This window comes from Nostoc sp. UCD121 (genome assembly GCF_014222285.1).
Classification (GTDB): Bacteria; Cyanobacteriota; Cyanobacteriia; order Cyanobacteriales; family Nostocaceae; genus Nostoc.
In genome coordinates this window covers 1-15,878 of the sequence record NZ_JACKZS010000179.1, presented here as the reverse complement: position 1 = coordinate 15,878, position 15,878 = coordinate 1, and the positions used below count along the sequence as shown (strand labels likewise).

General features: G+C 40.1%; 12 protein-coding genes and 1 pseudogene. 10 read left to right on the top strand and 3 right to left on the bottom strand.

Features of this window, described 5'->3' with window-relative positions:
* Window positions 1–246: 246 nt before the first annotated feature.
* Window positions 247–1,061: pseudogene (locus tag GNF10_RS38960) on the bottom strand (ISAs1 family transposase); the annotation flags it as partial.
* An 881-nt stretch (window positions 1,062–1,942) separates the two neighbouring features.
* Between GNF10_RS38960 and GNF10_RS27750 the strand changes: the two are divergent.
* The 10 genes from GNF10_RS27750 to GNF10_RS27705 all read left to right on the top strand — a co-directional run bounded on the left by GNF10_RS27750 (window position 1,943) and on the right by GNF10_RS27705 (window position 14,323).
* Window positions 1,943–3,571, top strand: coding sequence for an ATP-binding protein (locus GNF10_RS27750; RefSeq protein WP_185585804.1), 1,629 nt, complete (start codon window positions 1,943–1,945; stop codon window positions 3,569–3,571).
* Between the two features lie 54 nt (window positions 3,572–3,625).
* Complete coding sequence (locus GNF10_RS27745; RefSeq protein ID WP_185585805.1) at window positions 3,626–4,420, top strand: response regulator; 795 nt, start codon at window positions 3,626–3,628, stop codon at window positions 4,418–4,420.
* A gap of 291 nt (window positions 4,421–4,711) precedes the next feature.
* Window positions 4,712–6,157 (top strand): cache domain-containing protein, encoded by a 1,446-nt coding sequence (locus GNF10_RS27740; RefSeq protein WP_260446002.1) that lies wholly within the window; start codon window positions 4,712–4,714, stop codon window positions 6,155–6,157.
* Between the two features lie 3 nt (window positions 6,158–6,160).
* Window positions 6,161–8,752, top strand: a complete 2,592-nt coding sequence (locus GNF10_RS27735; RefSeq protein WP_185585806.1) for a hypothetical protein — start codon at window positions 6,161–6,163, stop codon at window positions 8,750–8,752.
* 91 nt (window positions 8,753–8,843) lie between these two features.
* On the top strand, window positions 8,844–9,632 hold the full coding sequence (locus tag GNF10_RS27730; protein WP_185585807.1) for a MinD/ParA family protein: 789 nt from the start codon (window positions 8,844–8,846) through the stop codon (window positions 9,630–9,632).
* Window positions 9,633–9,838: 206 nt separating this feature from the next.
* A complete protein-coding gene (locus GNF10_RS27725; RefSeq protein ID WP_185585808.1) occupies window positions 9,839–11,017 on the top strand; it encodes a hypothetical protein in 1,179 nt (392 codons plus the stop codon).
* 115 nt (window positions 11,018–11,132) lie between these two features.
* Window positions 11,133–12,227, top strand: coding sequence for a cyclic nucleotide-binding domain-containing protein (locus GNF10_RS27720; RefSeq protein WP_185585809.1), 1,095 nt, complete (start codon window positions 11,133–11,135; stop codon window positions 12,225–12,227).
* Window positions 12,228–12,375: 148 nt separating this feature from the next.
* Window positions 12,376–12,642, top strand: a complete 267-nt coding sequence (locus GNF10_RS27715; RefSeq protein WP_185585810.1) for a Nif11-like leader peptide family natural product precursor — start codon at window positions 12,376–12,378, stop codon at window positions 12,640–12,642.
* Window positions 12,643–12,848: 206 nt separating this feature from the next.
* On the top strand, window positions 12,849–14,111 hold the full coding sequence (locus GNF10_RS27710) for a nif11-class peptide radical SAM maturase 3 (RefSeq protein WP_185585811.1): 1,263 nt from the start codon (window positions 12,849–12,851) through the stop codon (window positions 14,109–14,111).
* Window positions 14,108–14,323 (top strand): hypothetical protein, encoded by a 216-nt coding sequence (locus GNF10_RS27705; protein ID WP_185585812.1) that lies wholly within the window; start codon window positions 14,108–14,110, stop codon window positions 14,321–14,323. Before GNF10_RS27710 ends, GNF10_RS27705 begins: the two co-directional genes overlap by 4 nt.
* Before the next feature lie 130 nt (window positions 14,324–14,453).
* Here the strand turns inward: GNF10_RS27705 and GNF10_RS38955 are convergent, their stop codons facing one another.
* Entirely contained in the window at window positions 14,454–15,146 is a 693-nt protein-coding gene (locus GNF10_RS38955) for a hypothetical protein (protein ID WP_260446003.1), read from the bottom strand.
* A gap of 178 nt (window positions 15,147–15,324) precedes the next feature.
* Window positions 15,325–15,813, bottom strand: coding sequence for an NHLP leader peptide family RiPP precursor (locus GNF10_RS27695; protein WP_185585813.1), 489 nt, complete (start codon window positions 15,811–15,813; stop codon window positions 15,325–15,327).
* Window positions 15,814–15,878 lie beyond the last annotated feature (65 nt).

Sequence of the window (15,878 nt, the reverse complement as noted above, 5' to 3'; positions counted from 1 at the left end):
CGCATCTTATTTACTAATAAAAACTAAGGAAAATTTAAAAATGACATAGATAATTGTAAAAATTGATGGGATGATAAATAAAATAAATCAAATATTTTCTCAAAATGTGAATTAGCTTATCCTCAACTGAATGACTAATCATCAATACTAAAATAATTCAATTCTGAGCTATGTAAGAGTGTATTTACTTAGAAAATAAATAAAACTTTTATGTAAAACATTCAAATGAAGTTTTGATGTACTATTTTAAGCTAACGCTAAAGTACTTAGTAAATATTTATTATCCATCGCCGCGAGAAACTGTTTATTTTTGATTCCGCGTTTAACACGTTTCTCTTTACTTAAAAAATTGACTGCAATATGTCTGAGAATTGCAAAATTCTGTGGGGCATTATCTTTCCTAATCCGACTCATCTTCCCTCAAAGCGACATCCAATAACGGCAGTCGCTACAACGGGGGGAACCCCCGCAACGCGCTGCCTCCCCAATGTAATGAATTCTCAACTCCCCAATGACTGCGAATAGAATTACCAAACTGTTCAGCGTTATCTTCAAGGCTACTAATAAAATAACGAGTTTCAACTGTTGTTTTACCGTCTAATAAACGGACGGACTCTACCATACCAACACTATTAAAGTTTGACCAAACTGAATCTGGGTTAAGCCGAGACTGAATCTGAGATAACATCACATAGTGGCGGATTTCATGACGACCATGCCAATTTCATCTGTTTTATATGTGCTATGTTAAATCCCCTCAAAACCTGTGCTTATCCCTGACTGGAATAATTTTTCAACTTCATCGTAAAGATTCCCTTGATTCTTTTTAAGGTAATTACATAATCTGCATCTTGCTGTGTAATTAATTTTACAATCTCTTTTTGACAACCGATTGTGTCAATTGTGACAATACATCCAGACAGTTCTAAAACTTTTAATAGTTCGGGAATTGCTGTAATTTCATTGGATTTTTCATCTACCTTAACTTGCCCTAACACTAATCTATTTGTAGTTGCCCATGCACTGACCATCATAATTGCACTTTGGTCGCTACTTTCATTGATTTGGCGAGTTGCACCACCTGTAATTACTTCTATAGTTAGTCCCTGAAAGTTGCTTATAACTTGGGAGGACTCAGAGCCAAGTGTGTTATCAGGCACGATATTACTTTGCTGCGCCTGGGTTTTGCTAGTGAGGAGACTTACCCTTAAACAGCCCAGCAACCCTGCCAATCCGAACTGCAAACACCTGTGTAATCTGTAGTTTTTCGTCATCTGGTGCTATTCATCCGATTTGCTTAAGTATCCAACAAAACTGCACCTTTGGATCATACATAAGCAAATATTTATTAAATATGCACTTTTATGCGATGAGGTGATCATGTTCCTGCATTCTCCAAGTATGAAAACTGCACGTAAACAAGCAGAAAAGGTGGATGTGTGGCATGAATATGTCAGATATTGTGTAACTCATCGGCAACAGTAAAACTACTGACCACTAATTAGTTCCTTGCTTTTTGGGCTAAGTAATTATAGGATTTCGGTTTTTTGTAATGGTGAACTCATCGGCAAAAAAGTGTCTACACTCTCCGAAACTATTATCTTTGTTTGATCAAAGCCATCTTGTAGCCCTAATTGGAGTGCCCTGCTCTGTCGAAAGCGAAGAGATGATTATATAGGAATCCGATTTCATTTTTGAAAGTATACCGAGACTAAAATTTTTGGACAACAAAGCTTTTATCTGACAAAATTTTCATTAATCAAACCGGAGTCCTATATAAGAATCATATCTGATTTATGAACAATATTTCAGATAAAATCCTGATAAAACGGGCTTTCCAGTCTCAGGATATTTTTAAAAATAAAATCGGAGTCCTATATGTATAATTCCTGTTTTGCCTACCCTAACTCACATTTCTTAGAAATCATTACTATTAAAACTTATGATTTTAAAAAACAGCTTTTCTGAGCTACAAACATCTAAAGTTGCTATGTTGCCATTAGAAGAAGAGTTGCTGCTTACCAGGTTTTTAATGGAACGTTTAATAGATGCAGTTTTCTGGATAACGTCAGATGCACAGATTATATACGTTAATTATGCAGCTTGTAGTTTGGTAGGGTATCCTTATGAGGAATTAGTCTCTAAGACTATACATAATATAATACTAGACTTTCCGCTAGAAGTTTGGCCGAATTACTGGAAAAGTATCAAACAACAAGGTTCCTTATATTTTGAATCTTTATATAAAACTTTAAAAGAACAGTGTTTTCCTGTGGAAATCTCTGCTACATATATGGAATATGAAGCTAAAGAGTATGTTTGTATTCTGATCCGAGATATTAGCAAACGCAAACAAGCTTCATTCAGCTTAGATAAATCTAATCAAGTACTAGAATGTAGAGTAGAAAAGCTTCTAACTGAATCAAAGTACGTCAATCAGCAATTATTTCACAAGAGGGCAGAGTGCGAACGGGTAAAAGTTAAACTGGAGAATTCTCTTTCGTTACTTCAAGCAACTCTGGAATCTATCGCTGACGGTGTTATTGCTATCAGATCAAATGGAGATATTATTAGCTCCAATCAAAATTTTGTCCAGATGTGGCATATTCCAGATTCTATTAATACTTTATGTCATCATAATCAATCTCTGACTTTTTATAAAAACCAAGTTAAAAATCCAGAAAAATTTTGCAGAAATGTCAATCAATTCGATAGCCAAATAGATTTTGAAAGCTGTGATATTTTAGAATTGAAAGATGAGAGGTTTTTCGAACAATACAGTAAACCTCTGCGACTTGCTGAAGAAATTATTGGTACAGTATGGATCTTTCGGGACATTACTGAATCCCAACAAGCAAAAAAAGAAAATCGCCGAATTCTCCAGCAAGAAAAACAAATTGCTGAAGATAGAGCGTGCTTCACCTCTATGGTTTTCCATGAATTTCGTAACCCTTTAAATATTATTTCATATTCAACTAGTTTGTTGAAACGTCATAGTCACCATTGGAGTGAGAAAAAGAAATTACAGTATTTACAGAATCTTCAAACAGCAGTTGAGCAAATAAAGCAATTAATGGATGAAGTTCTTATTGTCGAAAGTGTAGAAGCCGGAAAACTACGGTACGAGCTAAAACCGGTTGATTTAAATTTGTTTTGCCGGGAAATTTTGGCAGAAATGAGCTTGTATACAAATCTCAATTCAGTCAATTTTATTATTGAAGGTGATTGTCAAGTTGTGTGGGTAGATAAAAAGCTATTACAACCCGTCCTCACGAATTTGCTTTCAAATGCTATCAAATATTCCCCAACAAATAGCAAGGTTGATTTACTACTATCCTACGAAGATAAAAAAGTTATTTTCCAGATAAAAGATCGGGGAATTGGTATTCCGGTGGTAGATCAACAACAATTGTTTAAGCCATTTTATCGGGGTGAGAATGTGGGGGACATACCGGGTAACGGACTGGGGTTAGCAATTGTCAAGAAGCTTATAGACTTACATCATAGTCAAATTGATGTAGTAAGTGAAGTTGGAAAAGGTACTACTTTTACAGTTACATTACTCTTATAACATCAGTATAAATAATAGTTTTTTACAATTTATGACAATACCTCAGAGGAAAGTATGGCAAAAGTTCTGGTGATTGAAGATGAGACAAAAACGCGAGATATCTTTCTAGATAGCCTAGAAGCAGAAGGTTTTGAAGCCATCGGTGCAAAGAGTGGTCTTGTTGGCGTACAAAAGGCGCTAGAAAATTTACCAGATTTGGTGCTTTGCGACATTATGATGCCAGAACTTGATGGCTACGGTGTTCTCTCCACTCTGCGGCAAGACCCTACCACAGCTATGATTCCTTTCATTTTTCTGACTGCTAAGGCTACTAAGGCGGAACTTCGCCAAGGCATGGATTTAGGAGCTGATGACTATCTTACTAAACCGTCTACGGTAGAGGAATTATTGTCAGCGATCGCAACTCGGCTAAAAAAACAAGCAGCTACGAAAGAGTATTATGCAGTACATTTCTCACAAACTATAGTTTCACCTTTATCTGAAATTACAAAATCACTAAATTCACAATCGATATTTCCTTCTGACTCTCATCTGAGCCAAGTATTTGAGTACATTGAAGCAAATTACTATCAACCAATTAGCTTGCAAGATGTAGCTCTTGCAGTTGGTTACTGCCCAGCTTATTTAACAGACTTAGTGCGCCGTCATACGGGACAAACGGTGAATCATTGGATTGTCGAACGCCGGATGGTGGCAGCACGTAAATTATTGCTTGAAAGTAACTTGTGTGTGAATCAGATTGCTGAAACGGTAGGTTATCAGCATGAAGGCCATTTTTTCCGCCAGTTTCGCCAGCATCACAAGACTACTCCCCAAGCTTGGAGAAAGGCACAATTATTAACAGTTTAAAATTAAAAATTGTATTTTTACAGTGAAGTAAACTACGGACAGCGTTTTATAGAAAGGAAAGTACAAAAGTTTCAGAGCTACTTTGAGCGTTGCCAAAAAATGGATAAAGTCGAATTAAAAGGATGTGTAAAAACTAAAAAAATGTGAGCTTTATACAAAGATTGTGCATTGAAGTAGTTAGTTACCTTTCATAAGCTGCTAAGGATAAGGAACAGTAAAATAATTTTGAGATTGAAGCTTCCTATTTATACGGTTATGTAAAAATCTTTATACCTCAACAGGTATTACATTTTGAAAATAAAGCATCTCCATCGTTTTTTTTACCCCCCAGCTTGGCCGATCGCTGCTAAGATTTCGGCAGCATTGGTTGCGGCGGCGCTAATACCGATGAGCTTCATTTCCTATTACAATCTGCGGCAGAGTTTAGATAGTGTAGAGGCTGGAGAATACCGGAAGTTAGAACTATTAGCGACTAGTGTTGCTAGTCGCCTTGACCAATTAATTATTGATATTCAGCGTATTGTGGTTCAAGTTAGCAGCGATCGCAATGTGGTAAATTTCCTCGCTGCTACCTCCTCTGGAGAACGAGCATACTTGCGTAATGATATGCAACAAGCCCTTGAAAATGTCTTCCGCTCTAATCCAGACTTTGATGCTATTTTTATCATGGATAAAGAGGGACGTGCTGTTGCGGCTACCGATCCCACATTTGTTGGTCAAAATTACGCTTTCCGTGAGTATTTCCGCTCTAGCATTCAGGGTAACTCCTATATATCCAGTATTCTGGTGGGTAAAACGACTAAACGAGCCGGAATGTTTCTCTCTCACCCAGTGCGATCGCCTAGTGGTGAAATTGTCGGAGTATTAGTACTCAAAATTAGGGGCGCAGATATTAGAGCGATTGTCAATACATTGCAAGTAGGCTCTCAAAGCTACGCATTTCTAATTGACCAACAGGGAGTAATCATTAGTCATGCCGATCAATCTCTGCTGTACCATAGCCTCATCCCTCTGTCCCCTGATATTTTAAAGCAGATTGCCGACGATAGACGTTATGGGCTGGAGCAGATTCAGAGCTTGAAGATTGCAGAGTTGAAAGTGATGGTGAAAGCCAAACAAGTAGGTCATGCAATCTATCGCTTTCCACCCCAGCAGATGCCCCGCATAGTTGGTTTTGCACCTTTAGCAGAACAATCCTGGGTTTTGGGAATCAGCCAACCCAAGGTACAGTTTGCTGCACCTTTGAACCGTCTGATTTGGCTGCACGGCAGCAGTGTGGTAGTTGTGGGCGGCATCACAGCAATGATAGCGCTACTGTTAGCCAGAAGAATTTCTCGACCGATTCATGCCCTTACAGAAGCAGCTCAAGCACTAGAACATGATGATTTTGATTCTCATGTATTGCAACTACGTCAGAGCTTGGCGAAATCAACTCATAGCCAAGATGACATTGGTCAATTAGTGCGTGTTTTCTTGAAGATGGCTGAAAAAGTCAGAATGCGAGACCAAAAGCTGAAAATGCAAGTCCAAGAACTTCGGATTGAAATTGATGAAACCAAAAGAGCTAACCACGTTGCGGATATTACTGAAAATGAACACTTTCAGCAGTTACAAATGAAAATCCAAAAGCTGAGAGAACAAACGCTTATTGTTAGCGAAACTGAGACAGAGTATTACCAGAGATTGCAGAGTAAAGTGCAATCTCTCAAAGAGCGATCGCTAAATACTGAGGTATAAATCATGTCATCCGACGACGAACTGATATCACGGGAGGAAGTGCTGGCGGGTTTACCTGCTAGACGAGCGAATACGCTACTGTTTTTGATCGAGAGTCGGACGGCGCAAATAGTGGCGCGATCGCTAGTAGAATTTTCCTTAGCGGAGCAAACTAGCAATGAACGCAATTTAGCTTTCTTAGAAGCCTTTGCTTTAGGGAATGCACCACCAATCCACCCCACTATTCAGCACTTGGAACGTTACGCCAGTCAGTGGGCATCCCTAGTACCAGAAAATCCTAAACTGAAAGCTGCTATTGCCCATGCTTTTGGACAAAAATACACTTTTACCGAGAAAGTAGTGCCTCACATCCGCGCCGCTTTGGGTTTGGATGAGAAAACGGTACAAGTGGCTTATTCCCGCTTTTATAGAAAACAACTCTTAACTATTTTTGCCTCCCAATTGCCACTGATTGAACAGTGGCGCTGGATGAGTGCAGCGATCGCCCAAAGTCTAGAATCTCTGCCACCCTTTTGGCTAGCTTCCATACTCACCGTTGCTTTAGGGCTTCCCCAAGCCTTCCTAGCCTTGCCCATTGCTGTTGCCGATGTTGGCCCATTAGTTACCATTGCCTTTTTGCTGATTATTGGTACTATCAACATCCTGACGATGGCTTGTATGGCAGAAGCTGTTGGGCGTAGTAGTGACTTCCGTTATGGGAATTCTTTTATCAAACAATTAGTATCTAATTATTTAGGAAATGCAGGCTCATTTATACTTTCTATTGCAGTTGGTATCCGGGTTTTTCTGATTGCATTAGCTTGTTATATTGGTTTGTCGGTGACGATGGCCAGCTTCACACCCATACCAGCAGCATTATGGGCAGCATTGCTCTTTGCTGGGGGATTGTATTTGCGATCGCATAAATCTTTGAACTTCACCGTTGCCTTAATGATATTTTTGGCAGTAATCAACGTGAGTTTGCTGCTGATCCTTTCACTGCTGGCATTGGGTCATGTTGAACTAGAAAATTTATTATATGTAAACTTACCCTTTCTTGATGGTCATTTCCAACCGGAGAGACTACAGAGGATTTTCGGTGTCAGCCTGATGCTTTACTTTGGCCATGTGTATGTCGGGGAATGTGGCAAACTCATACTTCCGCGTGACTCTAGCGCCACCTCCTTGATTTGGGGTAGCGTTGCGGGAACTGCTTTTTTGACTATATTGTTTTGCATTTGGGTATTAGCAGTCAATGGAGCGATCGCCCCCCAATTGTTAGCAGGACAATCAGGCACCGCTTTAGAACCACTAGCACGAGAAGTAGGTTCAATCGTCACAGTTTTGGGGGCAGTTTTAGTCATCCTACTTTTGGGAATGGCTTGGCTACGTAGTTCCAGTCTCCTAGTCAACTTAGCTAAAGAGTGGTTGCCAACCCGACCGAAATCTGTATTAAGCTTACCTCGCCAGCAAGGAATGCTAATATTACATCCCTCTGGAGAATCCAGCCAGATTCCCCATATTGGTTTAACCTACTTGGGACAATCAGACACTCAATCTAAGTTTCGTGTAGATATTCAGTTAAGCGGCAAAGTTGACTCTGTAGAAATTGCCATCGCTGAACATTGGGATATTAAAGAACTATTCAATCAATTTCCCGACTTACGCAAGTGGGATACCCGCTTGGCTTTAGATGTCAAATCAGCTAACCAGGATAGAGCTTGTCTACAAATCATTTCACCGATGCTCTTAGTTTATGAAGGAGGTTTGAAAGCTGATGCTGGAAATTTTGCTTTTGAGCATCAGAGTCAGACGAAAAAGTTTTGGACAACCTTGCTCAACCAACGTCGCTTCTTCTTATGCATTAGCCCCTTACTGCTAGTCTTCTTGTTGACAGAGTGGCTTTTCTTAGCTGGTGTGCAATCCTTTACCAATATACTCGCCTTCGCCGGCATCCTTGGCAACTCCCTTGTTGGTGGTATTTTCCCAATTTTATTATTAGTTTCTAGTCGGCGCAAAGGCGAACTTATACCCGGAGTAGTCTTGAAGATTCTCAACTATCCGTTGTTTAGCGTGGGTGTGTACAGTTTATTCTTAGGCATCCTGCTCATCCACGGCTTATTTATCTGGGAAAATTTTGTGGCGCGGATTACTGCATTGTCCGTTGCTGCACTATCTTTAGGAGCAACTCTAGTGATGAAAAACTATGGAGCCTTTGCTTCTCGTGTAGTTGTAGAACTACGAGAAGATCAACACCTGGGGGGTAGTTCCGTATTCACAATCACAGCAGGCGGACAACCAAAAATCGCCCAAGTGCTGCTGGGATATGCCGATGGTGAGCAACATCACGAAGCAGCCACAATTGAGATTCCATCACTCTCATCCCTGCGCTATGCAACCTTTCAGTTACCAAACAAGCAAGAAAAAGAACTTAGAGTGTGGGCACACACAAGCAACTCCAAGGTGGACTCTAAAAGTATGCCTGCACTAGTAGAAGTCCAGAGTGGAAACAAGAATATGCAGTTTAACTTGCAGCTATCCAACGGACGAGTTTTGTTACCTTTGGGGGGCGATCGCTGCTGGTTAAAATTCACCTTCCCAGAGTTAGCAAAATGAGGGAGGAATCAATTCAAAATTCAAAATTAAATTACTTCTGCCTCCTCTTTCCCAATTCCCAATAAATAAATAATTAATTACGAGGTAATATATGGCACAAATTATCGCAGTTCATTCATTCCGTGGCGGTACTGGTAAATCAAACTTGATTGCCAATATAGCAGCTACTATGGCGCTTCAAGGACAACGTGTAGGCATTATTGATACTGATATCCAATCACCAGGAATTCACGTTATTTTCGGACTCAACGAGAATAAAATAGAACGCGCACTCAATGATTATTTATGGGGACAATGCGATATTAAAGACGCTGCTTATGATGTGACTGATACTCTCATTGCAGAACAAGGAAATGCAAGTACAGTCAAAGGTAGGCTTTATCTAGTCCCTTCTAGTATTAAGGCTGGTGAAATCGCTAGAATTCTGCGTGAAGGGTATGATGTAATCCGACTCAACGATGGTTTTCAGCAACTTATTCGCAGCCTGAAACTAGATTATCTATTAATTGATACACATCCAGGATTGAACGAAGAAACCTTACTTTCCATTGGTATTTCCAATGTTCTAATAATTCTCTTACGTCCAGATAATCAAGACTTCCAAGGTACTGCGGTAACAGTGGATGTAGCTCGCAAGCTCAGAGTGCCAAAAATGTTGTTGGTAATCAATAAAGCGTTACCAAGCTTGAACTTTGCAGACTTGCAACAACAGGTTGAGAAAATCTACAACGTTCCAGTAGCTGGGATTCTGCCCCTTTCCGAAGAAATGATGCAGCTAGCAAGCATTGGTATTTTCTCTCTACGTCACCCCGAACATCCCATCAGTCAGACAATTGCAGGAATTACCGACCAAATTGCTGGTTTAGTTGTTGCTCGTTAGTTATTGGACATCTCCAGAAAAGGCGTAGAGACAATTCATGAATTGTCCCTACAAATGGTTTCAGATAATGCATATTTAATTTTCGGAGATATCTATTGGGCATGGGGCATTGATGAATCATCAATAGTTTTTCTTCCCCTACTTTCTCATCTCTCCTAGTTTTTTATTGAATTTTGAATTTTGAATTGATTTCTCCCCACTCGTTTATGATTAAACAATCATTTCGTACCGATATCCTCGCCTACTTTGGAGCTACTGCTACACAGGCGAAGGAATTATTGGTATACAATCAAAACGTTTTTGATCACAACACATTAACTTATCCTCTGAAGTTCCCCCTTACTCCTGAATTATATGTGGCTGCTTGGGAAGAATACGCCGTTGCAGCGAGAGTCGTAGGAGTATTTGAAGCACTCAAACAACGACTGGTTCAGTTGCGATTCCCCATTAAAGAAGGTATCAGTCAAACTGAAGCCTATCTGTCTGCCAGTCGTAGGGGCGTTACTGCGGATGGAATGCCTGAAGCGACTGGTTTAGTTTTACAGCAGCCTGAAAAACTCCAATTAATATTACATCAAAGCTTGGCTGGAATCATACCAGTATTACTAGCTGGAAACCGAGAGGACTTTCTTTCTCTAGTACAAGCTCTGACAAAGCGAAATGAACCCCAGCCAATCCCTAACTCTATGGGAGCCTGTATAGTTAGTGGATTTAATAACTGGGATCGGATTTGTCAGCATCGCCAAAAATGGGAAGCTCTAAATCCTGGTAATTGCTCAGAAATTAGTTGGATGGGAGAGTTTCAGAAGCTAATACCACAAAAGCAACTTTATCAGGATAAGTTCATTATTTTGAATGATGGCGCTTATAGTAACGTTTCAGCCAGCGATATGGGACTTGAAAAATTCCAATGGCAGCAACTATCATTAACAATTCGGCTGGAACATGAATGTACACACTACTTTACACGCCGCCTGTTTAACTCCATGCAAAACAATATACTTGATGAGCTAATTGCCGACTACAAAGGCATTGTAGCCGCTACCGGGTATTATCGAGCCGACTGGTGTTTGCGATTTCTGGGGTTAGAGTCGTTTCCTGATTACCGAGAGGGAGGTAGACTGCAAAACTATCGGGGTAATCCACCACTTTCTGATGGGGCTTTTAAAATTCTACAGGCATTAGTGAAAGCAGCCGCCGACAATTTGCAGCGCTTTCACGCTGAGTATGCACGAAAATTAACTGATACTAATATTCAACCCTTGATATTAACGGCATTGACTTATTTAACATTGGAAGAATTAGCTTCAAAAGAGGCGAACTCATTTATTCAACAAAATTTAGAGAGATTGCTGAAGACTTCGTATGTAGAAACGCAAAATTAAATGTACTGGGCTTCGCCCCACTACGCTAACGTCCCGCTTCTCTACGAGACGCTGCGCTAACGCTAACGTGTCTATACAATAATCCAAAATATAAGATTAAAAACAGGTATTAGTTATGACAGAAGTGTTACTCAAAGAATTAACTACCAGTGACATTGATTGGATAATTGCGACAGGTCATCAACGAGAAATAGCTGCTGGCACTATACTTATCGAAGAAGGAAAAGCTGCCGATTGTTTGCACATTTTGCTAGATGGCATTTTAGTAGTTAGCATTTCTCAACCAGATAATAATCCTCTAACTCGTGCTTTTGCAGCTATCGAAGGAGATGAAGTCTTTAGCCGGGAGATTGCCAGATTATCCAGTGGCGAGGTAGTAGGAGAGCTTGCATTAGTAGGGAATCGTCTGACAACTACAACTGTAAAAGCTGTTAAAAAATGTTTAGTAATGTCTATTTCTCAACAAAAGCTGTCCGTAAAATTGCAGCAAGATGTTGGTTTTGCTTCGCGTTTTTATCGTGTGATCGCAATTATCCTTTCCGATAGAATTCAAAGCACCATTAATCAACAGGGACGTAACAATTTAGCACAAAATCAACCTTTGAGAGATGTCCTATTTGTGTTAGGAGGATTACATGATAGTGACATCGATTGGATGACGACTTGTGGTAAAATGCAAAAAATTCTTGCTAATACTGTACTTATCCGTGAAAGAGGGCTTGTGGATGGGCTGTATATTCTTTTAGATGGAGCAATGTCTTTGTCTATTGATGAAAATGAGCGTAACCCCTTAGCGCGTGCTTTTGCTGCTATAGAAGGTAGTGAAATTTCTGGTAGAGAAATAGCCAAATTATCCAAAGGCGAAATCATCGGCGAAACACCCTTCATTGATGGTCGCCTACCTTTGGCAACGGTTAAAGCTATTGAAGATTCAATTGTTTTGTCAATTGACCGACAGCAATTAGCAGCAAAGTTACAACAGGATATGGGATTTGCATCTCGTTTTTATCAAGTTATTGCAACTTTGCTTTCTCAAAGATTGCAAGGAATGCTGAGTCAGCTTGGTTATGGTAGGCGCGTTTATAGTAAAGGTTTACCGTTAGCTAAAGATGTAGAATATGAGGATGAATTGAATGATAACGTTTTAGATCGTGTGGCGATCGCGGCAAAAAGATTTGAGTGGATGTTGGGGCGGTTAAAAGTAAGTTAAATTCCTGGATAGAGAGCGCATCAGAATTATTAGATAGTGAATTCATCGTGACAAAAATCTAAAAAAATCATAGTCTTACCTAAAAATTGTGCATTGTAGTTTTATCTTGTTTTGCTTAATCTTTTAGGTATTCATAGGAGGAAATTATATGTCTATTGAAAGCGCAAAAGCTTTTTATCAGAGAGTTACAACAGATGAAAATTTCCGCACTCAAGTTGAAAGCTCTCCAATAGAAGAACGTGGCACTTTCTTACAAGCAGCAGGATATTCTTTTACTCAAAGAGAATGGGAAGCTGCTAGCGCTGAAATTTTAGAGACGACCTCAATTGATGGGGAACTCAATGAAGCTCAACTGGAGGCGATCGCCGGTGGAAGAACACCAATGGCTTTGTACGGTATATCAGCCGACCTTTAGGGAACTCCAATAAATAAATTATTCAATCTTGTGAGGTAGGCAATATGAGCGCCCAATTTACAGGATGGGCAAGATGCCAATCCCACAAGAAATATTGGGATATTTTCTTACCTGGAAGTCCCTTATTAACAATGGCTTTTGTCTAGTTAATAAATCCATAAGAGCTTTTTACTCCTGAACCCAATGCTAAAACGCTAGGCAAAATAATGTCTGACAAGCACCATCGAACCAGTTATGCCGTTTGGGAAATCACTCTGAAATGCAACCTTGCTTGTAGTCACTGTGGTTCGCGGGCGGGACAAGCACGAGATAAAGAACTTTCCACTGAAGAAGCTCTTAACCTTGTTCAGCAGTTAGCCGATGTTGGTATTAAAGAAGTAACTCTCATTGGAGGAGAAGCTTTTTTACGTCCAGACTGGCTTGTGATTGCAAAAGCCATTACCCAGGCTGGTATGCTCTGTGGTATGACTACCGGGGGCTACGGCATCTCGCTGGAGATCGCACACTGGATGAAAGAAGCGGGAATTGCTAAAGTTTCTGTTTCTACAGATGGGATGGAAACAACTCACGATCGCCTCCGAGGAAAAAAAGGTTCTTGGAAATCTGGACTCAGAACCATGAGCTACCTCAAAGAAGTCGGCATCCCCTTCGGTTGCAATACCCAAATTAACCGTCTGTCTGCTCCTGAATTCCCTCGCATCTACAAGCATATCCGCGATGCAGGTGCGCGAGCATGGCAAATTCAATTGACTGTTCCGATGGGAAATGCCGCAGACAATGCAGATATCCTTCTTCAGCCCAGCGAACTATTAGAACTCTATCCGATGGTGGCTCGTGTAGTTCGGCAGGCTCACCTTGAAGGAGTAAAAGTTTCTGCTGGTAACAACATTGGTTACTACGGTCCCTACGAACGGTTGCTGCGGGGACAAGGTGATGAATGGGGATTTTGGCAGGGTTGCAGCGCTGGACTCTCTACTCTAGGGTTGGAGGCGGACGGTACAATTAAAGGTTGTCCTTCACTGCCAACAGATGCTTATGCTGGTGGTAATATCCGCGATCGCTCTTTGCAAGAAGTCATTGAACAAGCTGAAGAATTGCGCTTTAATCTTAATGCTGGTACACCCGAAGGGACGGCTCACTTATGGGGATTCTGCAAGACTTGCAAGTTTGCTGACTTATGTCGTGGAGGCTGCACTTGGACAGCACACGTATTCTTCAATCGTAGAGGCAATAATCCTTACTGTCATCACCGCGCTCTCGAATTGGCAAAGCGCGGAATCCGGGAACGGGTTTACCCCAAAGTGCCAGCACCGGGGATTCCCTTCGATAACGGCGAGTTTGCCATTATTGAAGAACCACTTGACGCACCTTGGCCCGATAATGATCCACTTCATTTTACTGCTAACTCCATCCAATGGCCAGAAACTTGGCAAGACAAACCTGAACTTTCTTATTCTGTAGCAAGATGAATCATTTAAACGAAGAAGCTGATGAAAAGCTTTTTACAGTTCAGGCAGAAACTTTATCTGAAGAACTGTTAATTTCTCAGCCCCTCTTACCTCGCTCTGGTTGGCAAGATGAACAAGCTTTTTTGAGAGCTATAATCAGGGCTAAACAAGCTTTAGATATGGCAGAATTGACTGCTCTTCTTTGGCAACCAAAAGCTTCTTCAACTAGTTAGAGAAGTTAAATAATAGCCAAACACTCTATAAAAAAACTAGAATTTTTAGGTGGCATATTTATAGAGAAAGTATCTCAAAAATTGCCACCCTATGTTAATAGAACTTTAAGTTGATAATGCCTACTTGACTTTACGGATCTGCTATTTCCTGGAGAAGCTTAGATGAGTAACCGTTATCCGTCACCATTTGTGGACAGCGATAACAAGCGGCTTTTCCTTCCTGCTGCCACCAACGGCAACTAGGGCGAATCTGGCAAGCTGGTAAAGTTTCCACAACAGTTGGTAACTGCTCAACGATACGTGTAGCTAAACGGCAGTTTGCACCATCAAAATGCTTACAAGCATCAGCTTGGCAAGACGATGCAATTCGGAAAATTTCTGTAGGCTTAACTGAGTCTGATAAAGCTAGAATTTCCTCTGTAACTGGCTGAGACTCCGTTAGATAAGCGATAGTTGGTGCTTCGACAGTACCCCCTACAACACCAAACACAACAGTATTACCTATTTCTGGTTGTCCACTGGGACATAATGGCAACTTAGCCGATTCAACTACTTGTTCTAAGGAATTAGCAGTTTTATTATATCTTGTTTCAAATTCCTTGGATTGAGTACTTAGATTAAGAGGCTGGTTAATATTTTCAAATAGGCTTTTCCACCCTCCGGTTTCATAAAGAGACTGAGACTTTTTCCAAGGGCTAATCGTTTGACGTGCTTCAATAGCTCTTTGTTTAGCATGAAAAGTGGCATTTTCTAACTCTTCTGATCCAATGCTCTGAGGCTTCAAGATATGTTTGTTGTGAAATAAAGATATTGATTCTTGCATAGAGTTTAGTTTTATTTTTATGATTGAAATTAAAGTTTGTTTTGGCTCCCTACTTTTGAAGCCATAGGGAGTTCGATATAACTCAAACCCCCTATGTTGAGAATTAAGATAAAACCTATTTAAATGGCTGAAAAAACACAAAGCTTTAAAGCTTTTGTAGACTGTTTACTTGATATTATTATTGAGCTACAATGATACCGGCGGTACGTCCAATACCGCCTGCAACCATTATCAAATCTAATTCACTCAGTTCTTCATTGGCAGTATTAACTGGTATAACCAAATGTTTAACAGTTAGTGTGTCTTCATAAACACAAATTATTAAAGTATCGGACAAGTCTGTACCTGTCATTTTTTTAATTGCAGCTTTGGGATTTTGTAGCAGTTGAGATTTGAAACTTTCATCTTTCCAAGCCTGTTGTATTATTGCTTGGAATCCAGGTGCTGATTCTGTAACATTACCTATCTGGGATTCTGACTTTAACGGTAAAACCAAATTTTTTAATTCTAAACTATCCTCATGAACTTCAATTGTAATCGAATTAGAAACATGAACACCCATCTCAGCAAAGGTAGCTTTTGGGTTAGCAATAAAGTTATTTTTGAGTTGTTCATCAGCCCATAAATGCTCTAGAAGAGCTTCATAACTTTTGATTTGGCTTTTCATTAATATTTACCTGCAATTTTTGTCTTTTTGATTGGATTTTGATTGTATGCCAATTTATTTTATTC